The 26,459-nt window shown below is 38.9% G+C and carries 21 protein-coding genes and 1 pseudogene; 5 read left to right on the forward strand and 17 right to left on the reverse strand.

The genetic code is table 11. The features are described 5' to 3' along the window. Positions 1 to 112 precede the first annotated feature (112 nt). From VRUMOI_RS14285 to kduD, 7 genes are all read right to left on the reverse strand, one after another. Positions 113 to 1,297, reverse strand: coding sequence for an alginate lyase family protein (locus VRUMOI_RS14285; RefSeq protein ID WP_089139515.1), 1,185 nt, complete (start codon positions 1,295 to 1,297; stop codon positions 113 to 115). A gap of 317 nt (positions 1,298 to 1,614) precedes the next feature. Next, positions 1,615 to 2,238: a bifunctional 4-hydroxy-2-oxoglutarate aldolase/2-dehydro-3-deoxy-phosphogluconate aldolase gene (locus VRUMOI_RS14290; protein WP_089139514.1), complete on the reverse strand. Its 624-nt coding sequence runs from the start codon at positions 2,236 to 2,238 to the stop codon at positions 1,615 to 1,617. 38 nt (positions 2,239 to 2,276) lie between these two features. Next, positions 2,277 to 3,209: a 2-dehydro-3-deoxygluconokinase gene (kdgK, locus tag VRUMOI_RS14295; RefSeq protein WP_089139513.1), complete on the reverse strand. Its 933-nt coding sequence runs from the start codon at positions 3,207 to 3,209 to the stop codon at positions 2,277 to 2,279. A gap of 118 nt (positions 3,210 to 3,327) precedes the next feature. Continuing rightward, positions 3,328 to 3,849, reverse strand: coding sequence for a YgjV family protein (locus VRUMOI_RS14300; RefSeq protein WP_089139512.1), 522 nt, complete (start codon positions 3,847 to 3,849; stop codon positions 3,328 to 3,330). A gap of 180 nt (positions 3,850 to 4,029) precedes the next feature. Beyond that, positions 4,030 to 4,668, reverse strand: a complete 639-nt coding sequence (locus tag VRUMOI_RS14305) for an RpiB/LacA/LacB family sugar-phosphate isomerase (RefSeq protein WP_089139511.1) — start codon at positions 4,666 to 4,668, stop codon at positions 4,030 to 4,032. Between the two features lie 83 nt (positions 4,669 to 4,751). Continuing rightward, positions 4,752 to 5,078 (reverse strand): cupin domain-containing protein, encoded by a 327-nt coding sequence (locus VRUMOI_RS14310; protein WP_089139510.1) that lies wholly within the window; start codon positions 5,076 to 5,078, stop codon positions 4,752 to 4,754. Positions 5,079 to 5,161: 83 nt separating this feature from the next. Continuing rightward, entirely contained in the window at positions 5,162 to 5,923 is a 762-nt protein-coding gene (kduD, locus tag VRUMOI_RS14315; RefSeq protein WP_089139509.1) for a 2-dehydro-3-deoxy-D-gluconate 5-dehydrogenase KduD, read from the reverse strand. A 260-nt stretch (positions 5,924 to 6,183) separates the two neighbouring features. Between kduD and kdgR the strand changes: the two genes are divergently transcribed. From kdgR to VRUMOI_RS14330, 3 genes are all read left to right on the forward strand, one after another. After that, on the forward strand, positions 6,184 to 6,978 hold the full coding sequence (gene kdgR / locus VRUMOI_RS14320; protein ID WP_089139508.1) for a DNA-binding transcriptional regulator KdgR: 795 nt from the start codon (positions 6,184 to 6,186) through the stop codon (positions 6,976 to 6,978). 134 nt (positions 6,979 to 7,112) lie between these two features. Beyond that, positions 7,113 to 8,975, forward strand: a complete 1,863-nt coding sequence (locus VRUMOI_RS14325; protein WP_089139507.1) for a DUF294 nucleotidyltransferase-like domain-containing protein — start codon at positions 7,113 to 7,115, stop codon at positions 8,973 to 8,975. A 3-nt stretch (positions 8,976 to 8,978) separates the two neighbouring features. Beyond that, positions 8,979 to 9,710 (forward strand): exonuclease domain-containing protein, encoded by a 732-nt coding sequence (locus tag VRUMOI_RS14330; protein ID WP_089139506.1) that lies wholly within the window; start codon positions 8,979 to 8,981, stop codon positions 9,708 to 9,710. Positions 9,711 to 9,803: 93 nt separating this feature from the next. Here the strand turns inward: VRUMOI_RS14330 and VRUMOI_RS14335 are convergent, their stop codons facing one another. From VRUMOI_RS14335 to VRUMOI_RS14345, 3 genes are all read right to left on the reverse strand, one after another. Next, complete coding sequence (locus VRUMOI_RS14335) at positions 9,804 to 10,445, reverse strand: hypothetical protein (RefSeq protein ID WP_089139505.1); 642 nt, start codon at positions 10,443 to 10,445, stop codon at positions 9,804 to 9,806. A gap of 79 nt (positions 10,446 to 10,524) precedes the next feature. Further along, positions 10,525 to 11,499, reverse strand: a complete 975-nt coding sequence (locus VRUMOI_RS14340; protein WP_231897556.1) for a polysaccharide lyase family 7 protein — start codon at positions 11,497 to 11,499, stop codon at positions 10,525 to 10,527. Positions 11,500 to 11,911: 412 nt separating this feature from the next. Beyond that, complete coding sequence (locus tag VRUMOI_RS14345) at positions 11,912 to 12,775, reverse strand: hypothetical protein (protein WP_162598418.1); 864 nt, start codon at positions 12,773 to 12,775, stop codon at positions 11,912 to 11,914. 174 nt (positions 12,776 to 12,949) lie between these two features. Here VRUMOI_RS14345 and VRUMOI_RS14350 point away from each other — a divergent pair. Then, positions 12,950 to 14,100 (forward strand): IS3 family transposase gene (locus VRUMOI_RS14350; protein WP_174208821.1). Its coding sequence is split into 2 segments (ribosomal slippage): positions 12,950 to 13,205 and positions 13,205 to 14,100, totalling 1,152 coding nucleotides; the frame shifts between segments, so codons are not numbered across the junction. A 116-nt stretch (positions 14,101 to 14,216) separates the two neighbouring features. Here VRUMOI_RS14350 and VRUMOI_RS14360 read toward each other — a convergent pair. Then, positions 14,217 to 15,164, reverse strand: a complete 948-nt coding sequence (locus VRUMOI_RS14360; RefSeq protein WP_110410617.1) for an IS30 family transposase — start codon at positions 15,162 to 15,164, stop codon at positions 14,217 to 14,219. Positions 15,165 to 15,451: 287 nt separating this feature from the next. On the opposite strand from VRUMOI_RS14360, the gene VRUMOI_RS14365 reads away from it, so the two are divergent. Then, positions 15,452 to 16,216 (forward strand): IclR family transcriptional regulator, encoded by a 765-nt coding sequence (locus VRUMOI_RS14365; RefSeq protein WP_089139569.1) that lies wholly within the window; start codon positions 15,452 to 15,454, stop codon positions 16,214 to 16,216. A 41-nt stretch (positions 16,217 to 16,257) separates the two neighbouring features. Here the strand turns inward: VRUMOI_RS14365 and VRUMOI_RS14370 are convergent, their stop codons facing one another. The 6 genes and pseudogenes from VRUMOI_RS14370 to VRUMOI_RS14395 all read right to left on the reverse strand — a co-directional run bounded on the left by VRUMOI_RS14370 (position 16,258) and on the right by VRUMOI_RS14395 (position 25,502). Beyond that, positions 16,258 to 16,779, reverse strand: a complete 522-nt coding sequence (locus tag VRUMOI_RS14370) for a YgjV family protein (protein WP_089139562.1) — start codon at positions 16,777 to 16,779, stop codon at positions 16,258 to 16,260. 65 nt (positions 16,780 to 16,844) lie between these two features. Beyond that, a complete protein-coding gene (locus tag VRUMOI_RS14375; protein WP_089139563.1) occupies positions 16,845 to 17,978 on the reverse strand; it encodes an AGE family epimerase/isomerase in 1,134 nt (377 codons plus the stop codon). Positions 17,979 to 17,998: 20 nt separating this feature from the next. Next, positions 17,999 to 18,721: a sulfite exporter TauE/SafE family protein gene (locus tag VRUMOI_RS14380; RefSeq protein ID WP_331813023.1), complete on the reverse strand. Its 723-nt coding sequence runs from the start codon at positions 18,719 to 18,721 to the stop codon at positions 17,999 to 18,001. A 207-nt stretch (positions 18,722 to 18,928) separates the two neighbouring features. Then, a pseudogene (locus tag VRUMOI_RS14385) lies at positions 18,929 to 19,866 on the reverse strand (IS30 family transposase). Positions 19,867 to 20,229: 363 nt separating this feature from the next. Then, complete coding sequence (locus VRUMOI_RS14390; protein ID WP_089139564.1) at positions 20,230 to 23,268, reverse strand: site-specific integrase; 3,039 nt, start codon at positions 23,266 to 23,268, stop codon at positions 20,230 to 20,232. Beyond that, positions 23,262 to 25,502, reverse strand: coding sequence for a hypothetical protein (locus VRUMOI_RS14395; RefSeq protein ID WP_089139565.1), 2,241 nt, complete (start codon positions 25,500 to 25,502; stop codon positions 23,262 to 23,264). Before VRUMOI_RS14395 ends, VRUMOI_RS14390 begins: the two co-directional genes overlap by 7 nt. Positions 25,503 to 26,459 lie beyond the last annotated feature (957 nt).

Genomic DNA, 26,459 nt, shown 5'->3' on the forward strand with positions numbered 1-26,459 from the left:
TACCTAAAGCTTATGTGCTATCGTTGAATCGAAAACGGCTATTTATTGAGCCCTCACTATTTCTACAAGAGTGAGGGCTCCGCTTATGCTTCTTATCTAATTCTATTTAGTCTTATTTATAAAGCAGGTTTTCGATGTCGGACTTATTCGCGGACTCTAGTTTTTCTACCGCTTTATCGAAAATTGGGTCTTTATAAGCGCGTTTAGCGTTTAGCATGTTCTCGTACGCAATATTTACGTCACGTTCTTTTAGGCCTTTGTAATCCCAAGTGTCGGTATTAACCACATTTTTTGCGACAAAGTTATAACCATTTTGCAGTGAGTGTTTATCGATGCTGTAGTTCCATACATCAACTTTAGCAAGTTCACCGTAACGGCCTAATAAATTATATGCTTCAAGGTTAAAGTTAGAATAGTGCCAAGGCTTAGTACGTTCTAGCTCAGCACCTTGCTTTCCTTCAATATCGAATTGCCCACCGATTCGACGCATTTGTGTGATTTCTAAACGTTTTTTAGCAAGGTCCATATCATGTGTAAATAATGAGAATGCCACCACTTGTGCGTCATACCATGAGCCGTGATTGTTATGCCAGTTATCTTCTTCAAATCCATTACGGCTTGTCACTAGCCAATCTCGGAAGTCGGCATACCATTTCACCACGGCGTTGTATTCTTTATCTGTCATGGTTGGACGTATCATTTCTACTGAATCCATCACGCCAATTAATAGACGGCTGTCAATAATACCAATACCACGACCGTCGACACGTCCAGGGATCGCTTGTGCGTGATCCATATTTGGATTCATTCTTGTTTTTGGATTAACAAACCATGCATCAAGTTGCTGCTTTGCTTTTTCTGCATAAGCTTTATTATCGGTAAAATAATAAGCGAGACCCAAGTTTTCCACATCTTTAGCGAAACGGATCATGCGCATTTTATCAGTAGCAGCCGTTTTAGTATCCATGTTGTATTCACCATCACGACGAATATAAGGTAATCCATCTTTGGTGTCTGGGTTTGGCCACCAGTAAGGACCGAAACTGAAGTAATCATGCTTGTCACCACTGGCAGAAACTAACGTTTTGTTGGTTACGGGATCGATTTCAACCTTTAAAGCTTTATTGGCTAGCGAGACTAATTTTTTGAGAGCAGGGTTACTGTCAGTCAGTTCAGCTTTATTTTTCGCAAGAATGTCGCCATCGTAAGAGATAAAGTTAATATCGGCGGCATAAAGTGCGTTAGAAAAAAAGCAAGTTGAAGCTAAAATTGCAGTAGCAAGTAGTGACTTTTTCATTTGTCGTCCTTTTCTTATTTTCAGAGTAATTAAGTCAATAATTAAAAATGTTAGCTTTAATTATTGAAATGATGGTTTAATTATATATCAACACTGTTCTTTTTCATGTTTTTAAGGCGAAAATGTGACATTACTAACGAACTAAATGTCTAGATAAGAATGAAAGTTGTTACTGGTGTTGAACTAAGGAAGCAGATAAAAAAGGAGAGAGGAGTTAAAATGCTGAGTGTGTATGAAAATAAAAATGCCATGTCTGCTTTGACGAAAGGTCAAAATCACATGGCATTACAATTCAGTATTTAGGCCAAAAGGATATGCTATTTTAAAACAGTCGCCACTTCGGCAATTAATTTTGCTAACTCATCCCATTTTTCATTCTCGATTAAATCGTTCGGGATCATCCAAGTCCCCCCACAAGCAATAACCGCTGGGATCGCGAGGTAATCATTGACGTTTTTAGGATTCACTCCACCTGTTGGCATAAAGGTAATAGGGTAAACCGCGGTTAAGGCTTTCAGCATATTCACGCCACCAGAGGGCTCCGCTGGAAAAAACTTCAAAGTGTGTAAGCCCATCTCCATCGCTTGCTCAACCAGGCTTGGGTTATTGACACCAGGAATGATTGGTACGCCACGTTGCTGACAATATTTGACTGTGGTTGGATTAAAGCCTGGGCTAACTATAAAATCCACACCGGCTTCAATTGATTCATCTACTTGCTTTGCAGTTAAAACGGTACCAGAGCCAATTAACATGTCAGGATAAGCCGCACGCATATTTTTTATCGCTTGGGCTGCTGCGGGTGTGCGAAAGGTGACTTCTGCGCATGGGAGCCCGTTTTCAACCAGTACTTGCGCGAGCTTAACGGCTTTGTCTGCATCATGAATCGCGATCACAGGTACAACTTTAATTTTACTAAGGCGTTGATTTAAGGTTTTCATTTTGGATCCTTGCTGGAATTTAAAAAAATAAATATTGATTAGTTAAGTGCTGGCATTTTATCGCTTGGAATAATGGCCCCCGGAAAGCAGATAACCGTGCCCGCTAATGTGTGTCCCATTTGTGCCGATTGTTCTATCGTGCCACCGAGTAAGCGTTTGGCTAAATAACCTGCGCTAAATGAATCACCGGCGGCGGTCGTATCAATAATGCCACTTACCGGCTTCGGTGCGACCTCAATACATTGATCGACGGTTATTACAAAGCAAGCTTGTGCGCCACGCTTGATCACAATTTCGCTCACACCTAAGGCTTGGCTACGTTCAATCGTTTGTTGTTCAGAAATATCACCATATAGCATTTGTTCATCATCATAAGTGAGAAAAGCAATATCGGTTAATTTCAGCATAGTGCGGTAAGCCTGCTGTGCTTGTGTTTTTGTTTCCCATAAAGCCGGACGATAGTTGTTATCAAAGGCAACTTTGCAACCTTTGGCTTTACATGCAGTTAAAATAGTAAAAAGTTTATCTAAGGCTTCAGCCGGTAAAATTGCCAGACTAACACCACTTAAGTAAATCAGTTGATTTTGACTTAATGAGCCGATGACAGCATCAGTTGTTTTTTCCAGTAACCAGTAACGCGCTGCGGCATCATTACGCCAGTATTGGAACGTGCGCTCACCATCTGGTGTGGTTGAAATTGAATACAGCCCTGGCAGTTTAGTGTCCGAAATATGGACAAAATCGGTATTGATATTTTCTTGTTGCCATGAGTCTAACATCGCAACACTGAATGGATCTTTACCTAACCCCGTAACATACGAAGTAGTTAATTGATGCGAGTGGGTTAACCGTGAAAGGTACAATGCAGTATTTAGTGTGTCGCCGCCAAAGCTTTGCTTATAGGTCGCATCACCTGTTTTTTGTAACTCGACCATACATTCACCAATGATGGCAATACAATTCGCTTGCATGAAAAATCTCCTTATTCAATATCATTCTATTATTCATAATTGATTGCTACTGGTCAATTAAAATGAAATGGTATTTTATTTTTGTGTGACGCAGATGGGTTGTTAAATTGAAAGTATATTAATTATCGAATTCAATTTTCTTCTCATTACGATATAGTCGCATGATGGTGAACAAATTAACGGTAAGTAAAGTCGCTTCTAGCAATGAACCACCAATAGAACCAATAAAGATATTATTGGCAAGCCAGCATATCGTCCCAATGATGAAGGCGATCCGCATTTGGATTCCTTTTAAATGGAAAATAGCAATCGTACCTAATATTGAACCGAGAATAGGCAGTAGATCGAGTGCGCCATTTGCCATCCATAAGCCTAGTACGGCACTGACGACGATAAAAAAAGCTGAAGCAATTTTGGATGAGGTATGTATTGCCGTACCGGTACGCAAGAATGAAAGAAATGTGCTGATAGCTGAAATATCAGAGCCGAGAAGGTAAAAATGCAATACGTTATTGAGTTGGAAAATAAGCATAACGAGCTTGAGTTTTCGATCGTCTTTTTGATAAAAGGTAGAAATCCCTAAAGCAAAGCTAAGAAAACCAAGCCATTGAGCGAAAGGTAAATCCAATAGATATTGCATATATGATCCTTAAAAAACGAAACTAGAAAAGATAAGTCGCCGAGTGGTTTTTAAGTGAGCCATCTCATTGGTCATTACTGAGATTGATTTGTGTAAGTAACAGGTGTGTTTGAATAATAAAAAAAAACCGACCAAGAAGGCCGGCAAAGTAGGTCACTATACTTATATACTTTGAGGGTATTAAGCTAGGATTTCACGTACAAACGCTTTGATTTCATCATTTTGGCAGTTATCAAAGAAACACTGTTGGAAACGCTCGCCAGTCACGGCTGTTTTCACTAATTCTGAATCGATAGCACGTAGCGAATCTAAGTAGCTGTCTTTGTTGATTGCTGCTTTCACTTGACTAAGAATTCCGGCATTTTGCACTTGTGGAGCTTTACGCTCTACTGGGTAACCTTCACCGCGTGGGCCGTTGAATGCTTTTTCGAAGATGTAACGAGCGTTCAATTCTGCAGCCCAGCCAAAGCCTTTTGCAAACGCAAGAGCTAGCGCATTACCATTGTTGATTTGGTTGAATAAAAAAGCATCGGATGGATCAAGACAGTAGCCACATGCTACTCCAGGATGTAGGTTTAATGACATCATTGCGCCTTGGCCTGTGCCGCAACCAGAAACCACAAAATCTACTGCTTGAGAATTAAGTAGTAAACTAGCTTGAATACCAAGGTGGATATAAGTTAGATGATGATCATTTTCATCGCTCATACCCACGTTAGCAACGGTGTGGCCTAGTGGCTCAACAACGCTAGTCAATTCATTTAGGATAGTTGCGTTTTTGCCAGCTTGGCTATTTTCCATCATTAGTGCGATTTTCATTTTCTTTCTCCAGTAAGGAATTTTAAAATATATTGTCACCGCATATTTTAGTTGAAATATAAACGGCTATAGCTTGATCTAAGTTATTGGCTGATAAAGTCTTTACGCATTGGTGTAAAGGTATCGAGTAACACACCAGCTTTTAAGCATGTGCAACCGTGCATAATATTGGGTTCTTTATACAACGCATCACCGGCTTTGACTATCTTGGTTTGTTCGCCAATGGTGAACTCAAATTCGCCAGAAAGTACGTAAGTAACTTGCTCGTGTGGGTGATTATGTAATGCACCAATCGCCCCATCTTCAAAATACACTTCAACCGACATGACATTGTCACTATAGGCTAGAATTTTACGAGAAACGCCGTTGCCGAGATCTTCTAATTTAACTTCTTTATTATAAATAAACATGGTCTTTCCTTTGCAAAGTGATATTGATATGACATTTCTCACCAATATTAATATCCGCTTTGTACGTTATATAGTTGGGATAATTAACGAGCTAACCAACCGCCATCAACTGCAATAGTGTAGCCGTTAATGTAGCTTGCAGCATCCGATGCTAAGAATACACAAGGACCAGCAACATCGGCAGGTGTTCCCCAACGATCAGCAGGAATACGCTCTAAAATAGCTTTGCTACGTTCTTCATCAGCAAGCAGTGCTGCGGTATTGTTGGTTGCCATGTAACCAGGGGCAATAGCATTGACGTTAATACCATGTTTTGCCCATTCATTGGCCATGGCGCGAGTGATACCCATAACTGCACTTTTTGATGCAGTGTAAGAAGGTACGCGGATACCACCTTGGAAAGAAAGCATTGATGCGATGTTGATGATCTTACCGCCATTGCCTTGAGCGATGAATTGCTTAGCAACCGCTTGAGACATGAAGAATACGGTTTTAGAGTTGATGTTCATGACATCATCCCAGTTCTGCTCAGAGAACTCGATAGCATCTTCACGGCGAATGATACCGGCGTTGTTTACTAAGATGTCAATTTGGCCAAATTCAGCCAGTGCTTTCTCAATAATTGTTGGGATGTCGTCTTGCTTTAGAAGGTTTGCACGAACATCAAGGAAAGTGTGACCACCTGCGTTCATTAGCTCGATGGTTTCTTCTGGTGCGGTGTAGTTAACACCAACCACTTTACAGCCTGCTTGTGCTAGCCCTAGAGCCATGCCTTGACCAAGACCAGTATCACAACCAGTAACAATTGCTACTTTACCTTTAAGATTAAATGCATTCAGAATCATAGTTATTTCCCTTAGTGCCTAGCTTGGCAATTAATAAATACAGTGTTTTGCTTCAGTGTTGTCACAGTAGCAATAGTGAAACGTGTTTTCAATAATTTTTAAAAAGCCGTTTCATTAAAAGTGACGGAAATCTAATTTATTCAAAATACTTGAGTTCTATTTCATTTTTTTGAACTGGTCGTTTTAAAAAAAATGGCATACGTATAGAATGAGGCTGTTAATTGAAATCTTATTTTATGAATTTGAAGGTATAAACAGCTATGGATAAAGGAAAGCAACCCGATGCCGTTTCATCAGTGATGAAACTATTTGGTATTTTGCAAGCCTTGGGTGAGCAAAAAGATATCGGCATCACTGAGTTATCCCAGCGTCTAATGATGTCAAAAAGTACGACATATCGTTTTTTACAGACAATGAAAATGTTGGGTTTTGTGGATCAAGAAGGTGAAGCAGATAAGTATTCATTAACCTTGAAGCTTTTTGAAGTAGGCGCTAAGTCTTTAGAGTATGTGGATATTATTTCACTTGCTGACAAAGAGATGAGATACATTTCTGAGCAAACCAACGAAGCGTTGCACTTAGGTGCCCTAGACATGGACCATATTATTTATACGCATAAAATAGACTCTAACTATAATCTGCGTATGCAATCTCGTATTGGTCGTCGTAATCCTCTTTATAGTACGGCAATTGGTAAGGTTCTGTTGGCTGATCGCACTGAGGAGTTTGTGCGTGAAACATTGAAAGATGTTGAATTTATTAAGCACACAGAAAAAACCCATGAAAATGTTGATCAACTATTGGCTGAATTAAAAATAGTAAAACAACAAGGGTATGCGGAAGATAATGAAGAACAAGAGCCTGGTTTGCGTTGTATTGGCGCACCAGTGTATGACCGTTTTGGTCATGTGATCGCAGGGTTATCGATTTCTTTCCCGACGATTCGTTTTGATGAAAACAGAATGTCTTATTATGTCGATTTACTGCAAACGGCTTGTAAAAATATCTCAGAGCATTTGGGATATCACGAATATCCAATGTCTAAAGCATCGTAATTAAAATAAATATGAGATAAAAAAGCAGCGTTGTGCTGCTTTTTTTGTGCCCGAAAGCAAAGTTTTCATTCTTTTTATTATATTTGAAATCACGTTTTGATATTGTGTGTGAAAGTTTTTTGAGGGTTCATTCAATGAGTAATGCTTTATTACCTAACATTTATGATTTTGTGGTACGTATTGATCCTTTCGATAAGTTACCAGAATCAGTGGTTAAGGAAGTCGTTAGTAAAGTTAAGATCACCTATTTATCAAAAGGTGAAGAAATTCATTTTAGCTCGAATTGTGAAGAGCGCTTTCTTTACATTATTCGTACCGGTGCCGTTGAGCAGCGGATGAAAGATGGCTCATTACGAGCAAGGCTAGGGGAAGATGATCAGTTCGGGTTTACTTTCTTAGAACCACTGGCCGACAGTGAAGATGGTTACACAGCCGTCGCGTTGACAGATAGCTTACTCTACCTTATCCCTCATTCGACTTTACAAAATCTTCTTAAAGAGAACCCTCAGTTTTCTGAATATTTTGACACTCGAGCTCGGGCAAGGTTGAACTCAGCGCTTTATCGGGTTACTCCTGATAATAAAGGGCCTTATTACCGTAAGGTTTCCGAGATCGCGAGTGAAAACATCGCAATAGTGGATAAAAATACCAGCATTAAACAAGTCGCTTCTTATATGTGTGGCGAAATGCGTTCGTCTTGTGCGGTGGTGAAAGATTGCAATGATATTGTTGGTGTGATTACGGATAGAGACATGACCACGAGAGTCGTGTCACAAGGCATCGATACCGAGCAACCTATTTTGATGGTGATGACGACGAATCCTCAGTTGATTCATTCCGATGCGACGGTTTTAGAAGCCATCTCATTAATGATGCAATTTAATATTCGTTGCTTGCCAGTCGTTCAAGGTCAAAAAGTGATTGGCTTGATTACCACGACTCATCTGGTTCATAACCATAGAACCCAAGCGTTATTCTTAATTGAAAAGATTAAATACTCCAATTCCATTGAGTCACTTAAAACACTAAAAGAAGAGCGCCAAACCATTTTCTCTTCTTTAGTAGAAAGCCAGGTAGGTTCACATATCGTTTCTTCGGTAATGTCGATGATAATGGATGCCTTTAATCGACGTATTATTCAACTAGCACAAGAAACGTTGGGTCCTGCACCGTGCGATTATGCTTGGATTGTTGCTGGATCACATGCACGTAATGAAGTGCATTTGTTATCCGATCAAGATAGTGCGCTCATCCTTGATGACTCTGCAACCTCAGCTGATATGGCATATTTCACACATCTAGCCATGATCGTCTGTAATGGGTTGGATGCCTGTGGTTATCCGTTGTGCGATGGTAAGTACATGGCTGCAACGCCGAAATGGTGCCAACCTTTGTCTCGCTGGAAAGAATATTATCGTAAATGGGTCAGCACCCCTGAATATAACAAACTACTGAATATCAGCGTGTTTTTAGAAGTGCGCTCTTTGTATGGTAATGCTGAGTTGGCCACTGAGTTACAACAGCATTTACATGATTGCATAGAACAAAGTCACCGTTTTATTCCGTCATTGGTACGTGATGCGATTGATACCCAACCACCACTTGGCATTTTCAATAATCTAGTACTCGAAAAAACCGGAGATAACAGCCGTACACTAAATATTAAAAAATACGCTTTAAACCTGATTATTGATTTAGCACGTATTTATAGTCTCTCGGCAAAGGGTACGCTCACGGGAACGGAAGAGCGCTTTGAGTGGGCATATCAACAAGGCGTGATGACCGAGCAAAGCTATAAAAATATCATTGGTGCTTATCGCTTTATCACTCAAGTTCGTTTTACTCACCAAAATGAGTCGTTGAAATTGGGTAACAAGCCGGATAACCATATTGATCCACAAACATTCAGTAGTTTTGAACGTAAGCATTTAAAAGATGCCTTCAAGATCATCAATGAGCTACAAGATGGCGCAAAACTTCGCTTTACCAAAGGATAGGTCATGTTAAAAGCGATAAAAACGCATTTTCACCCTCTAACTAAGATTGAAAAGCAAAGGCAAAGCATTCAGGTTCCAGAGATGGTTTCTCCAGAATTAAAGCAGCTATTAGCAACACCATTATTGCCCCCCGAGACGCTGTTGAAAGAGGTGGAATTTCTGGTATTGGACTTTGAAACCACTGGACTTAACTTTGAGCAAGATAGCTTATTGAGTGTGGGTAATATTCAAATGAAGCAAAACCAGATTGATATGGGTACCGCGGCACATTGTTATGTGGATGATAATCAGGCGATAAAAGCAGAAAGCGCCATCATCAATCACATCACTCCACAAATGCTTATTGAGGGGGATAGGCTTGATGAAGCAATGAATCGTTTATTTAGTAAAATGGTTGGTAAAGTCGTTATGGCTCATGGTGCGGTTATTGAACGGGGGTTTATCCAAAGCTACTTACAAAAAAAATATGGCTTAGAAACCTTTCCCGTTATTTGGCTTGATACGTTGAAAGTAGAAAAGCATTTAACATTTCATCAAAATACTACTGCATTAGAGCTTCAACTCAATGATGTACGTAACCGTTATGGCTTGCCTGTATATAATGCACATAATGCTTTAGTCGACGCAATTTCGACCGCCGAATTGTACTTAGCGCAAAAAAGTAGAATCTTTGGTCAGAGTGCTCAGGCTACCACATTAGGTGAGATGTGTAATCGAATGACATGCTTTAAATAGAAAGGTTATGGGGGGAATGACGCCTATTTCTGAACGCCACCGCCTTCAACGCAATTGAAATTTGCTTCAACTGCGTTGAAAGGGATAGATTATTTAATTACCTTTTTTACTTAATGAAAACTCATCAACTCTGACTTCGGTTTCTTTCCCTATATCACCTTTTAGATCAAGTTTTGCTTTATCTATATGCATAAAGGCAAAAACTTCAACGGAAGTATTATCGCCAGAATTAAAAGTTGTTGATATTAGCTTAAATGATTTATCCGCTGAGCCTTTAGGGTTATTTGCTAAATCTTTAATATGGACGGTGTTGTCGCCTAGGATCTTGCCATTGAGTGATTTAACACCAAACTCTAATGAACTGGCTGAAGAATTTCCTTTTTTATCTCGGTAATATAAAGAATAAACATATTGAGTATTCTTTTCTAATCCACTAATAGTCTGGCTTAAACCTGGAGTTGCTGAAAAGTTATCATCGGCAGATAAAAACCTTATTCTCGCCGACCCTTCATCATCAAAAGCGGTGTTTTTAGAAGATGCTATTTCACCTTGTCCGTTATGTTTGTCATCGTGCTTAATCCAATCATTTGTCTTGCCCCGATTAATTCTTAACTCGGTTAGCTGATTATCTTTAATTAATCCTATGCCTTTAGGTTGTGTTACATCGGCTGCAAAAGCGGAATTAGAGGCGAGCAGTAACCCGATGACAGACATGCTTATTAATGTTTTTTTCATGAAAACTCCATTTCGTTGGTAATTACAATTAGAACATATGCTTGATGGTTAAATTATATGAGGGGGATATAAGGTGATCTTAGTGTTCATATCCTTGATGTTTATTCGTTATTGAGTAAAAAGTAGCTTGAGCAAAATCATTACTATCACCACTTTTATTTAAGTTATAGACCCCCGCTTTAAAGTACATATATTGACCCGCTTGATCGTAACCGCTATTGGTTATATCGATAGTTTTGGAAACATCAGGTTTACCGGGCCGAATTATAGTGACAGTTAAATTATTTTTTTCTGCTTGAATTTTATAACCAAACTTTTCATTCAAGGCGATGCCGTCTTCAGGGTCTTTGGCTGAACTGCTCCGTTGACCTATAAGCTCATACCACTGGTCATCACCAAAGCCAGAAGCTGGTTCGTGAGCTAGGTAAATAGCTCCTTTTGTATTATTTTTTAATTTACGGTAATAAATTCTGACGGGTTCATTTTTTGTGGCATGGATCTGTCCAATAACCACACGACCTATTTGGTTACTATCGCCTGTAACGGTGACATGGTTAACTGCTAATGTTGCTTCGAGAGTACCATCAACGCCCCCTGCTTTATCCTGTTCAGATTGTGGCGTTGAGCTGAAAACCCAATTATTTTTATTGACACCTTGAGTGCTGATTTTGGTGTTGTTTCGGCGTAACATTTCTCTTAACTCAGATCGGGTATAAGTTGTATTTGTTGATGTTTTAGGTCCGCTTACAAAACTAAGAAAGGTGATTCCTTTATCGTTAGAGTGTTCAAAGTAGGGGGATAAAGTATAACCATCGACTAAATCATAGGGCTGAATAGTATCTGAACGGCCATTATTATCTTCATCTATCGGAATCCCTAAGGCCCAGTCACCTAAGTCTATAGACCTGAAAATTGGTAGATCATTTTTAGCATCGCTACCACTATTGCTGCTATTTGAAGCGTCACCACTTGCATTACAGCCTATCAGCAATAAAGTCAAACTGAAAAAGTGGCAAAACCTTAGGCTTGAATTTAAGTTCATAACAATATCCATTAAAATGAAACACCGAATCATTTTAATTCAAACAATAGTCCAATAATGTGATCAGGAATGATAAAGGAAAGTTTAATATTAGGTTTTTTGAAGAAAAAGATCGCCATCACAATTTTACATGTGGGTATTGCAGTCTAATCGTTATGGACGCCCTGATTGTGGATAATCAAATCGAGGTCAATATGAATGCAAAACATCAATATCGAACTTGTAGTACAGGATTTAAAGAAGAATCTCCGGCACTCATAACCGAGCAAGGCTATTAAGTTGTCTAAGCCGCTGAGGCTTTAGATGTATTGTAAAACCTAATTTACACTTGGAAGCAATTCGGTCGTAAAGCTTTAATAAGCAGTTATAACCGTAATCTCACTAAGCTTAATAAATTTTAATGAGAAATCATTAAATTCTGCTTTTATTGAACATTCATCATCATGATCCCCATCATGTGAATTAAATACATGAGGTGATGTGAGGAGTGCTTTTTATGGCCCGTTGATGTGATGTATTGCTTTTCATTTGGGCTAATCAGTTCTAATCGTACTGCGCCTTGACCTATTTTTCCATTGACTGAAGATTTCTCACCTTCTAGTGATTTAAGTTCCGAAATGCTATTTCCCCATTCATCCTTCATTTGGCTATTTTGTTGATAGAAGGTGACCACTCGCCAGGCTGATTTTGAGATCATAAAATCAAAGGTATCAATAAATAGTGAGAATAATTGGGGATCGTTAAAATAAATGCCAGATTTACTCACGCTAGAGTTTTTTAATGCATAATCAAGCATTTGACTTATGTTATGGCTGTTCGGTTTAAATTGAGTTCTGAGTTTGATGATAAAACGATCTACTTGCTTGTTTTCTTCAATCGTTTTAGGTTTCGCGGGTAAAATACTATTCTCTCTAGCGGTAGAAAAATGGCGGGATCTAGGCTTTGCTGAGTTTGTTTTTAAAGACTTAATGTAAAGAGCATTTTTAACCCATTTGTCAATGGTTTCTTTCTTGATACAGTAGCGGTATGCGATATCGAGGCTACTTATTCCTGTGTTATACAGTTTCAGCAATTCATAGCAGGTATGGATGCTATTAGTATTATGCGCTTTATCAAACGTTATTAATTGAGGTGTTGTTCCATCTTTGATTTCTGATTGTATAGCTTTTATCGATAACTTATTGATTAGGTAGGGGATCGAAGATATAACATTATCACTGACATTAATGCTTTTGAGATTTTTCCTTGAATTTAATCGAAGTTGCAAAGCCTGCTTTTGTGTTAACACATGTTGGGCTTGATTGAGTTTAATACTACTGATCCAATCGCTGAAATGTAGGTAATGTGCGAACGTCATTTCTGGTGATTCATGCCCTGCAAAGGCCGCTAGAGCATAATTATTCTGGTCTAATCGATCTGGACACCTTGATTGTGGATAATACAACAATCAATCGAGGTGAATATGAATACAAAACGTCAATATCGAACTTATACGAAAGCATTCAAAGAAGAAGCGGTCGGACTCATCACTGAGCAAGGTTACTCCGTTGCTCAAGCTGCTGAAGCATTGGGGGTTGCACAAAACCTACTTTATACTTGGAAACAGAAAGCTGATGAGTTAGAAAATTCATCTGTTAATGCTGATGAAAAGACTGAATTACTGGCTTTAAGGAAAGAAGTAAAACAACTCAGGATGGAGAAAGAGATCCTAAAAAAAGCCAGCGCCTTCTTTGCGAAAGAAATGAAATAAAATTTCAATTTATTCGAGAGCATCGCTCTCGATTTCCAACAAAAATGCTTTGTAATAGCCTAAAAATGAGTCGCAGCGCATTTTATGATTGGTTAGCAAGACCTGCTCAGATAATTACTGAGCAAGAGCTTAATTTATATCGAGTGGCTAAGCGACTTTTTAAACGCAGTCGTCAAAGTTTAGGCTCTCGTCAATTAGCTAAGAAATTACGCAAAGAAGGCTTTGATGTCGGTCGTTACCGTACTCGTACCATTATGAGAAAGCTCGGACTTGTTGTTCGACAGCGGAGAGCTTATAAGGTCACAACGACACGAAAGCACAGTGATTCTGTTGCTAATAATATATTAAAACAGCAATTTAACCCTACGGAGCCAAATACTGTATGGGCTGGTGATGTGACTTATCTTAGAACTCATCAAGGCTGGATGTACCTTGCTATTGTCATGGATTTACACTCAAGACGGATCGTTGGTTGGGCGTTATCAAGTCGAATGACAGTAGGTTTAGTTGAACGTGCGCTGCAAATGGCGATCACGCTTCGTAAACCTAAAAAAGGTTTACTTTTCCACAGTGATCGAGGCTCACAATACACCAGTAAGTCATTTCAAAATTTATTACAGGCACATGGGATCACATCATCAATGAGTAGTGTTGGTGCTTGTTTAGATAATGCGGTTGTAGAGCGTTTTTTCGGTAGCTTAAAAAATGAATGGTTGCTTAATATTGTGCACTTAACACGTGAAGCGATGAAAGAAGATGTGGTTGAATACATCCGATATTATAACCACGAAAGACTGCATACTACGCTTGGTGATCTAACACCAATCGACTATGAAAAATCACAAAGTAAGGTGTCCGGTTGAGCTTGACCAGAATATGACAGTGTGGTTCGTACATTATTGCCATTCTTCTTTGCGATATTCTTAGTGTTGATGCTAGTAACTCCCGAATTCAACTCCGAACTGCGACATTTGTAATTTCAAGCAGCCAACATCATTTTGCTAAAAATGACGGCTGGTTGCTTGAACCCTAAACACTTCTTTGGACGATAATTTATCCGAAGTTGGGCTCGCTCAACTTCATCATCACTCACCGACCGTAAATCTGTTCCTTTCTTGATATATTGTCTCAACAGGCCATTAGCATTTTCATTAGCACCGCGCTCCCAAGAACTATAAGGGTGAGCAAAATACACATCGGTTTCTAAGGCTTGTGCTACTTCCATATGACCCGCAAATTCTCTGCCATTATCGGCCGTTATAGTATGAACAAATCGTTTGTATGGCCGTAATAAGTCTATCGTCGCTCTGGTCACATCTTCTGCTGATTTTGAAGGCACTTTTTTTACTAAATAAAACCGTGTGGCTCGCTCTAAGATTGTGACAATAGCGCCCGTACCATGTTTACCAAGAACTGTATCAATTTCCCAATCACCAAAACGTGTACGATTATCGACATCTTTGGGTCTTTCATCTATTGAAATGGCATTTTTTATTGCGGGAGCTTTATCTTTCTTGCCTCTTCTATAGCGTTTATGACCTTGGCGTAAATGACGAAACAGTTTACCGCCTTGCCGTTTATTGCAGGCAATAAAACGGTAAATCCATTCATGACTGACTTTTTCTCCAATACGAGTAAGAACGTGAGATATTTGCTCTGGACTCCAGTCTTGCGTTATTAAAAACTCAATAAATTCCACACGTTGTTGCGGTACTCGATACTTAGATGCGTTTAATCGCTTTGCCCTAGATAGTTGCTGGGCTGTATCTGGTGAATATTGTTCTTTTGTACCGCATCGTCTCAACTCTCTATAGAGAGTTGAGCGGTGACATTTTACGGTTTTGGCAATTTCAGAAATTGAAATTCCCTGTTCTAAAAGGGCAGAAATCTGGTATCGTCTTCCCTCGGTCAACTGCTGATAATTCATGGTAGTCCGCTTGTTTCTTTGGCGAGAAGAGCGTACCACTTTCAGCAGTTGGCTTCCTCTTCTACACCATTCCATGAATGTCGCAGTTATTATCTGAAATCAGGCTTATGTTCCAGCTATATCGATGGCGATTCCTGAGATGATGGGGTTAGTGGGTTAAGTCATTACGTGTTGAATATGTAAAGCTCTACATTATGTGGAGCTTTATTTTTATCGATTTAAATTCGTTTATTCAAAAATAAAATGAGTATAATCAGACTGAATATGTACGAATGGGTGATCAGGATTTGGAACAGATACAAAAAACAGAATACCGAGCGCCAGCCTTAGAGAAGGGGTTAGAGATACTTGAGCTACTTGCATGCCAAGCCGAACCATTGACTAAAAAACAGATTTCTACGCAACTGAATCGCAGTGTGAATGAAATTTTTCGCATGCTGAGTGTGTTGGTAGAAAAGCAATATATTGAGTTTGATGCAGATACCGCGACTTATGCTTTAACATTAAAGATGTTCGCTTTATCTAATCAAGCTCCGCCAATCGCGCTATTACTGAAAAAAGCACGACCTCTGATGGAAACTCTAAGTTATTCGGTCAATCAGTCATGCCATATTAGTCGATACAGTAATGGTAATTTGGTTGTCATCGCGGGCCAAGAGAGTCCTTATAAAATGGGCTTTAGTCTACGGATTGGTGCCGAATTAGATATCGGTGCTTCAGGCTCTGGTTTGGTATTGCTGAGCTTTATGGAGCCAGAAAAAAGGTCTGAAATTTTAGCTCATCAAGATGGCTTCACATCGGAAAATTTGGATGTTATTGCTAACAAAATAGCGATGATAGAGGAACAGGGGTATTACGTTGGAGAGAGTCCTCAAATATCCGGTGTTACGAATATTTCGATGCCGATCTTCGGCGTGCTAGGAGAGCTTATAGCCGTTATGACAGTGCCTTATATGACTCTAAATTCTAAAACGGTTAATCACGATATTGCTGATATTGAAAAGACGCGTCAGGAATTATCTAAAGTGGTAGAAAAGCTCCACTTACAATAAATCAGTATTCAATGATTACTTTTTCTTGTGATAGATTCTTACTACTCACTAGGTTCTAATTTTTTCTTATTGCGATATAAACGCATAATAGTAAATAAATTGACGGTTAAGAGTGTCGCTTCTAATAGTGAACCACCAATGGAGCCAATGATAATATTATTGGCCAACCAACATACCGCACCAATGATGAAGGCAATTCGCATTTGAATGCCCTTTAAGAGAAATACTGCAATGGTGCCTAAGACAGAACCCGCAATAGGCAGCAGATCAAGTGGCCCTTCCGCTACCCATAAACCAAGCACAATACTGACGATCACAAAAAAGGCGGCCACAACTTTGTTTGAAGTTTTAATGGCTGTCGCCGTTCGTAAGAAAGATAAAAGCGTACTGATTGCCGAAATATTTGAACCTAAAAGGTAGAAATGTAAAACATTATTCAGCTGGAATATCACCATTAAAATTTTAAGCTTGTGGTCATCCTTTTGATAAAACGTAGAAATCCCTAAAGCGAAACTGAGAAAGCCAAGCCATTGAGCAAAAGAAAGATTAATTAACAATTCCATGTAATTGCCTTAAGGGAGGAACGCATAAGTGTTCGCTTTATATTCCATTGAAGTATTAATTACTATCACATCGATTCTAGTTTGTTTTTGAGTCTATATAAGCCTTCAACAAAGTAGTAATCACCGTAAATCAATGAACAATTAATGCCAAGTCCTTTAGGGTAGTTAAAGGTTCCTCCGACTAAAATACCTTGGTTAGTGTTGTCATTATAAGTGCCATAGTTTTTATAAAGGTTATGTAAGATATTATTTGCCGCGAGGAAATAGCGCTCGCGTAATTCTGGTGTAGGGGCGAGTTCTGCAAGCACTAAAAGCCCGCTTGCGGCACAAGCGCCGGCAGAAGTATCTCGAGGCGTTTCTGGTGTAATAGGGGCTCTAAAATCCCAATATGGTACAGAATCTTCCGCTAAATGTTCAATGAAGAAATCCGCGGTTCTCATTGCAGCTTCTAAATAACGATCTTCTTTTGTGTGTTGATAGCTTAATGCAAAACCATGCACTGCCCATGAAGCCCCACGGCTCCAAGCTGAATCTTGATTGTAGCCTTGTCCGCCATGATATTGTTTTACTTTGCCTGAAAAGCAATCGAACTCAACCATATGTCTTACCGACCCATCTTCACGAATAAATTCCTTGAGCACGGTGTCGGCATGAGCCATTGCAATCAACTTAAATCTAGGTGCATCTAATTGTTCAGCAGCCCAATATAGAATAGGTAGGTTCATCATACTATCGATGATGCTTAATCCTTTTGGATCAGCAGAATTAACATCATTTTTATTCCATGCAGTTAAGAAACGACCATTGATATTAAAGCGACTAGCGAGGTGACTGGCGGCTCTTAATGCACGAGTTTTTGATTCTTCGTTACCTAGTAAATCATAATGTTTTATTGACGTAAGTTGCCACATGAAGCCGACATCATGATGAATATTAACGAACTCATCCAGAGGGCCGTCCATGATCAACTCACGATCTATCGCCATGTCTTTAAAAGTAGAGTAGCTTTCTTTTTCATATAATAGCCATAATAATCCAGGCCAAAACCCCACGACCCAACCCCAAGGTCTGTCTGTATCACTATATATGCCATTTGTTGTCATAGCTGGAAAGTTAACAGACATCTCTTCACTTGTTGACTTCACTTTCTCAAATGTATCAGTCCAAGCTTTGTTAGCCCATAAAATATTATCTTTCATTGGATACCTTTAGTATTGAATTAGATGACTTTTAAGCCAGAATAAATTGCCCCTAACCCTGCGATTACGCATAAGATTAAAGAGAGATTACGCACTACTTTTTGGGAAAGACGGTGCATGACACGTATCGCTAATTTATGCCCTGCATAACCAGCTGGTATCAAAGGAAGTGCTAATAAAACATGTTTGATACTCATATAACCTATAGGAATTTGAACGAGTAAAGACAATGCAGAACTCATTAAAAAGAATGCGGCTAGGTTTGAGCGAATAAGCTCTACTTTTTGATGTTGTAGTAATAAAGCCATCGGTGGGCCACCAATACCTGAACTTGTACCTAAAAAACCGGACAAGAAGCCTGCGAACATCAAACGCTTGGGGGTAATAGCTACTTTTATAGGCAGCAAGCTAGTTGCTACAGCAAGTAAGACAGTTGCTCCGAGTAAAACAGAGAGTTGTGCTACGTTGATGAAATAAAGAATAGCAGCCCCAACACAACTACCAGGAAGCAAGCCGATCGTGCTTTTGGTTAACCCATCTAAAGAAATTTGAGATCGATATTTAAATGTATTGATGAGAGCGATGAAGAAACCAACAATAATGATTGGTCCAGGAATATATTCTGGTGATATATACAATAGTATTGGAGATGCCAGTATAGCCATCCCAAAACCTGTGGTGGTTTGAATAAAAGCACCAATAAATATCAGTGACATAGCGAGTAGGACAGTTACATCAATCAAACTTACAACCTTGATTACCTAGTAATACATGTTTAATTTAATGACAAGTATACATTTTTGGCTTGTCATATCAATTAAAATAAAATATAGTTTCATATTTAGTGAGGTAAGTTTAACTTGCCGTTATAATTTATTTATTCTTGCTGAAACTCACACCTTGAGATTACTTGGGTTCGAATTCAACTCTGAACTGCGACATTTGTAATTTCAAGCCACCAACACCATTTTGTTAAAAATGACTGCTGGTTGCTTGAACCTTAAACACTTCTTAGGGAGATAATTTATCCGAAGCTGAGCAAGCTCAATTTCATCATAACTGACCGTCCGTAAGTCTGTTCCTTTCTTGATATATTGTCTCAATAAGCTATTAGCATTATCATTAGCTCCACGTTCCCAAGGACTATAAGGATGAGCAAAATACACATCTGTATCTAAGGCTTTTGCTATGTCAACATGACTTACGAACTCTCTGCCGTTGTCGGCAGTTATAGTGTGAACAAATTGATTGTATGGCCGTAACAAATCTATCGTCGCTTTAGTCGCATCTGTTGCTGATTTTGAAGGCATTTTTTTGCCAAATAAAACCGTGTTGCTCGCTCTAAGATGGTGACAATCGCACCAGTACCGTTCTTTCCTCGAACGGTATCTATCTCCCAATCACCAAAGCGCATACGGTTATCGACATCTTTGGGTCTTTCATCTATTGAAATGGCATTTTTTATTGTGGGAGCTTTATCTTTTTTGCCTCGTCTATAATGCTTATGGCCTTGGCGTAAATGGTGAAACAGTTTACCTCCTTGCCGTTTATTGCTAGCAATAAAGCGGTAAATCCATTCATGACTAACGCTTTCTCCAACTTGAGTGAAAACGTGAGATATTTGCTCTGGGCTCCAGTCTTGAATAATCAAAAACTCTACACGTTGTTGCGGTATTCTATATTTAGCGGCATTTAATCGTGTTACCCTAGATAATTATTGGGCTGTATCTGGTGAATATTGTTCTTTTTTATCGCATCGTCTCAACTCTCTATAGAGAGTTGAGCGGTGACATTTTACGATGTTGGCAATTTTAGATATTGAAATTCCCTGTTCTAAAAGGGCAGATATCTGGTATCGTCTTCCCTCAGTCAATTGCTGATAATTCATGGTAGTCAACTTGTTTCTTTGGTGAGAAGAGCATACCACTTTCAGCAGTTGGCTCCTCTTCTACACCATTCCATGAATGTCGCAGTTATTATCTGAAATCAGGGTTATAATGTGGTTAGTTTTTCATCTGGTTTTAATTAAGATCATGGCTATTAAAATCAATAGGAGAAGGTATGTGTTCGATTAATTTAGCAAGTGGTTTACCTCTTTTGATGGTTGGTATTTCTGTATTATTACTCGGTGCTGTAGTGATGCTTTATGTTACCTATCGATGGGAGCGCAAACTAAAAAATAACAGATGATCCAAGTGCTAATACCTTGGGGAATTGACATAACGAACCACTGCAGTTGATGTGAATAAGGTCACTTACTACTTCTCATCATCACTATCACCATGTAGGCAATATAGTGTAATAAGTGAGACGACATTTTCGATATATCTTCGCGGTTAGCAATATATTGCTTTTCATTTGGACTAATAAATTCCACCCTGGCTGAACCTATTCCTTGTCGTCCATTTTTTGTTCCTGCCTTTTCAGTCACCGTTTTTATCTCTTTTAAGGCTTGTTGCCACTCTTTTTCTTTGGAGCTGAATTCAATATGTAGCGTGTTCGCACGCCATGATCGTTTAGGGAATACAAACGACATATCTTGAATAAATTGGCTTAATAAATGAGGCTTGGAAAAGAGTATCCCCGACTTTGAAACTGAAGTATTTATCACTATATGGTTCAAATGCTTGAGTATGATTTGTCGTTTTTTAGGAGGTAATACTTTTAAGCGCCTGAAAAACTTTTCCGCTAGCTTTTGCTCTTCCACATTTTTTAATTTCCCCGGTAATATTTGAGGCTCTCGATATTCAGCAATATGCCTAGAACGCGCAAAAACTGTTTTGGTTTTCATATTTGCAAGATAAGTTGCGTTAGTGATCCATTTTTTTATGATGGTTGACGATATGCCATACTTGAGGACTAGAGCTTGAATATCTTCACCTTGAGAGTACAACTGGACTAACCAAAAACACATTTCTACGCTAATGGTATCTTTACTTAGTAACGGAATTTTAACTTGTTGATTAGCCTTGATATGTGTTTGTATTTCCCGTATTTTGATTTTTTTTATGTTGTAGTCTGCCAAATCGAATGGATATACCGCACCTTGGGCAGTTTGAATTTGTTTAAATTGTCGTCTTGAGGTCAATTGGCATGCCATGGCCATTTTTAATGTGAGTGGCAGTGTCTCCTTTTTCCACTTATCGCTCATAATAAAATCTGAAAAATGAAGGTAATGCTGAAAGGTGACCTCGGGGGATTCATGGCCGGCAAATGCGGCTAGTTCATAATAAGGAAATTGTTGATTGAGTCCAAAAATCGCCTTTTTTAAATTTTGCCTTTCTGTCGGAGTATAAGCGCAAATATTTGGTAATGGATCCAGTTGTTGTTCGTTCAGCTCTATTAATAACTGCAATCGACTCAAACAACTATGACGTAAGTGATAAGTCACAAAAAATGAAAGCCCCGTCAGACGTCGCAAAATGGTGCTAATGCAATTGGATACCGCCGAAGAATCAAACACCGTGCGGCTTGCCCCTATCACAATGAAAAGCCTGTCTTGTACATGAGGTAATTGTCGACGATGAAGTAGATACTTATTGACTAAAGGCTTTTCTGAATGACGTAATGTTTGAGTCAATGGGATCTTTCTTAAACTGGATAGGGTCTTGTTTTTCCCCCATTTGTTATTTTTGACTGTGATCCAACCTGCATCTGATAACGTATCTCCCATGGTTTCTATCTCATTGAGCTGCAGTTTTTTGATTTCATTCAGCCGTAATCCCCCTCGATACATCAATAAACACACCACTTGCATAGCGAGTTTCTCTGAACTATTGAGATCGGTTATACCATCAATGCTGGTGAGTAATGCACAAAACAGTGCCTCATCTACAAATCCTGAGCGAGTATGACTTCGCACGGAGTGACCGGAGAACAAGGCTTGATAGGGAATGGGGGCGATCCCCGGGTTGTGCTTGACCACAAAATTATGTAAGTCCACCAATCGTCCAGCGATAAAACTACGCCGTTTCAGCTCGTAGTTTTTTTCTAACAGACTTTCATAAGCTTCTAAAATATCGTCACTGGAGGCCTCTAATAATTCCAACTGAACCACGGCAGATAACCATACTCGGCTCATTGAGAGCGCGTATTGGCGTAAAGTGGATGGCTCACAGGTTCGACACTTATGGACTAACCATTGTACGAGCAAGGTTTGAGGTTCCGATAATTCATGGTTTTTAAGCATATCCGTGAGCGCATCTTTTACGCCGGATTTGGACACTTTGGCATTAGATTGTTTAGTCATGCTTAAAGCGGTTTTTAATTTTCGCATGAATTGAATATCTATAGGCTTGCGTGTTCTCTCATTTGATTGAAAGCAAATTTTGGGATAAATAAAATCATCAAATTGAATTGATGGGATCGCATTCGTATCAGGGTGCATCAGCCGGTGCAAATTTTGAAAGGGTAGGCCATAAGTATCAGTAAGGCCTGCTTGTACACAAACCAAAGCTTGGCTTACCTGAGATGACACATGTAATCGAGTGCACATGGATGCGGCCTGACAAAAGCGTTTGAGCGAAGAGGTTGAACTATGCGTGATATCAAAAGGTTCGAGAAGGTGATGAAAAATGTCTCTTTGTTCAATAGGGTAGCCTGGCCAATCAATGGATCTAAAACCTAACCATTTTCTTAATAATCCGACGGTGATGGGGTGTAAAAAGCAGTGGTATTCTAAAACGCTTTCAACATTATTACCGACTTGGATCCTAGCATTTGTATTTAAGCGCGGTTCATCAAGGTGTAAGGTGATAAATACCCGACCAAACAAAGTGTGGATTTTGATATTAAGGTTGTAGATCAATTCATTAAATGCCTTAACGACAATAGATTGATGTTGTCCACTATGGAATATCAATGAAAGGATCAACATTCGGTGTACTTCTTTTTCTGTGGTGACACCTTGGCCTTTTTCTAGCAAGTTATGCATCTGATGAAAGAGTTGATTGACATGCCAGGCTCTGGCTTTCCATTTCTTATTCATTAACTGCGTTGGCTCTCGATGAGTCACATGATGAACAATAGGAGAAACGTCCCAATGATGGTGTTTTTGGTGCTCAATCACTAATTTGTTGAAGTGGCGAATAGCAAGATAAACCAGATCGGCTGAATTCAATGCCTGTTCAATCTTATCAAGCATCTGCATCGATTTTTTTGAAAACTCCGCTTGAGTTGGGGCGCTTGATGGATCAGGAAAATATTGTTTGAAATGCTCTTCAACCAACTCAATAGCTTGAGCTTTCCTTTGTTCTCTTTTTTGAAAGCGTAGATCAACTCCACTTACCATGAGAATGCCTCAATGCCGAGTCGCTTTAATAATAAATCAATGTGTTTAGCAATGCCTTGAGCCCCTTCAAAAGCGAGAGAACTGAAATGTCCATGAGAATGTAATTGACCTTGGGCGTGCCCCATCCAAGCTGAAACCTGCTCGGTTGGTATGCCAATATTGTGAAGATAGGTTCTCAGTTGGTGTCGGGCCCAATTGGCTTGAATAAGATCGATCCCGCCTAGTATGGTTAGATGTTGAAGTGTGGTTTTAGGTTTTGCCTCTACCGGAGTACCATCGTCTAATAAATAGAAAAATAAATGTTCCTCTCCACTCAGTGCTTGTTTGATCCTGATTTTCGCTTGTGGTGATTGCTCACCGATGTTTTCGTAAGCGATTTTCAAATATTCAATATATTGTTTTAAAATACCCATCGTGGTCTGAGGTAGTACCACAAGGCGGCTGTTATCTCCCTTGATATATTCTTTATCCGAAATCCATAACATGCTTTCTTCAATAAAGTAATCGATTAAGGTACCGCCCCAACCATTTACCGGCCGATAGCTTGAACTGAAGGTTATAACGGTTTGCACAAAAACGGTATAAAGCATATGGAACGAATAAAATTCTGACACCACATTCTCACATCGATGACATCCAGGTATTTGCTCAATCATGCTCAGTATTTGATTTTTCAATGCCGTAAATATCGCAATTAAACTTTCCTCGCTCACTGGGAGTGGACTTCCCATTAATTGTGGATGTGAAACATTAAAATTGGGAAGAGGAAGCTTTATTTCTTTATTGTTAATCGATTGGTTTTCAACCAGTTGCTTCAAAGTGGATAAATATTTTTGTTTTATGGTTAATAAGCTTGTGGTGGTTACTTGTGTATAAAATAAAGCCGGTGTATTTCGAATATCACTACCGGCGAATATAGCGTTAAAAATAATATCGACGTTTTGCTGTTTTAAATATTGAGAGAAAAATCCAGCAACCTTTGATAGCGTCAGATTGGTATTAGCACTTTTATTTATTGATTTGATGACCGCTTGACATTTAGCTGCCTGAATATCATTTAATGGAATGCTTGGAGGCGTGTGAAATATGACTGTGGGCAAAGGGATCTCTATGGTTGAGATTACAGTTGACTCAAGATTTTCTTGCTCCATTTTTGCCGTTGGAAGTTCATATTTCACAAAATAACCAGTGATAGCATTATTTTCTCGTTTCCATTTTATATCGGATGTTACCGTAATATCTTTTCCAGAAAACAGCATCAGTAGAAGGTACTGACAAGTTTCGGATGTTGAGGATAAGCAATAATTTAATAAGGCCTCAATATCATGCCTTGTTGATTGTGAGGTCGAACAATTTAACTTTAATCTTTGTCGAACCATATTGGCTGCCATCGACTTAGCTTGGCGCCTTTCCAGTTCAAAATCCGTGACGATGGATGCTGGGCTTATGAGAGATTGTTTTGAGCTTTCACTGAGCAAACTGTCTTCATCTAAGGTTTCCCATTCTTGTATATCAATATCCTCAATATCGTGCTGCATTGTAAAAGTATTCAGCTCAATACGCCCATCGTGATCGGCTTTGATTGTTAGTTTAGAGCTTCCTTTTCGATACCATTTTGGTGGACTCATTCCTGTTGAATTGAGTTCTGGTTGAGGTAAGAAAGATAAGAAGTATCGAACTATCTTTAACAAGGTTTTAAGTCGTTGTTGAAGTGTGGCGTTGTGCTCATTACTTGCAATGAGCGTTTCCCATTCATCGTCAAAATTGGCTTTTTGATGATGAATTAAATCTGGAAGTTTGTTCACAACATGGGCTGATTTTCCTGTCATGAAAAGACGCATTTCATGCGCAAGGATCATCAATTGTTTGGTCTCGGCTTGATCAATTCGTTTGAGAAAAAGTGAGGTGATGATTAATGCTTTATAGCGATCAAATTGTAACGATTGTTGCCTTCTGTTCGGTTCGCTTGTGATAAACATGATCAGTGTTTTTTCACTGACTAATTGACGAGAACGTATTTTACGATTGATGATTTTTAATGATGTGAATGAGGACTTCTTTGCGGACTTTACGTGAGAATAAATGTAATTAAGTGGTGTTGGGATTTGTTCAAATAAAGTGTTGATGACATCAAAATTTCGCATCAATTCTTGAATCAAAACTTCATTTTCAAACTCATCCATCGATAAAATTTCGGTAAGAAAATTGAGCGTTCTTTGGTCTTGTTCTGTCATCCATCCTTCCATGATAGTTACAGTTTTGCTTATGAAAATATCCCTTTGTTGTAGCATTTATAGCATAAATTTCTGTATTTGGTGGGTGTTTTTAAGGTGACCACTTTGGCATTTTTAACAAATAATATGTTATTAAATGGTGTCGTTCGGGGTGTGGATTTTTATTTTAAGATATTGATTATAAATGAATTGTATATTTTACGTTGTTTATTGTTAGGGTGGGTGAGCACCCTTCCAAGCTGATGATGCGGGTTCGATTCCCGCCGCACGCTCCAAATCTTATCGCGACAAAATCCAATTTAAGTCATTGAAAAATAACACTCTTAATTGAGTGATTTTTTGTTTCTGTTGTTTAGGTTTTGATATGACATTCAAAAAGACTGCGATGGCCATCTGGTGGTTGAACTACTTTTCGGGGTGATAATATATAAAAAACCAGAACTCTCTTGTAAACATCTCCTTTAATACGTTTTTCCTTTATACCTGAAAACCAGAAGCAACAAGATTCGATTGACTGTAATTTGGTACTAACGAGCCGTATTTGCATACTATTCAACTGCAATTATCAACGATATCTGAGTCGTCATTTAAGCAAAAATTATCCCCAAAATCATATTAATACGTAAAAACGCTGTAGAGTAATTAGTGTGAGAAAGGGGCAAATTACTCTTGCCAAAAAACCTTAATCAAAATTGATAATAGAGTTGTGCAACATGCAGACACCGAACACTGGTTTCGGTGTGAAAAAACATTCGAAGGCATCTCTCGAAAAAGCCTACTATTATAAAAAATAGGATCTAACACTTTACCTACTATATTCATTGTTCTGTGCCATCATAATTAAGCGCATGTGTTGCTGATCAGAGATTAATAGTGAGTAAATGTTGCATCGAGCATTCCCGTTACACTCTTTATTTCCGAGTAACCTCTTAACTTTATTCTAGAATAAAATCCACC

It is taken from the genome of Vibrio rumoiensis (genome assembly GCF_002218045.2).
Classification (GTDB): Bacteria; Pseudomonadota; Gammaproteobacteria; order Enterobacterales; family Vibrionaceae; genus Vibrio; species Vibrio rumoiensis.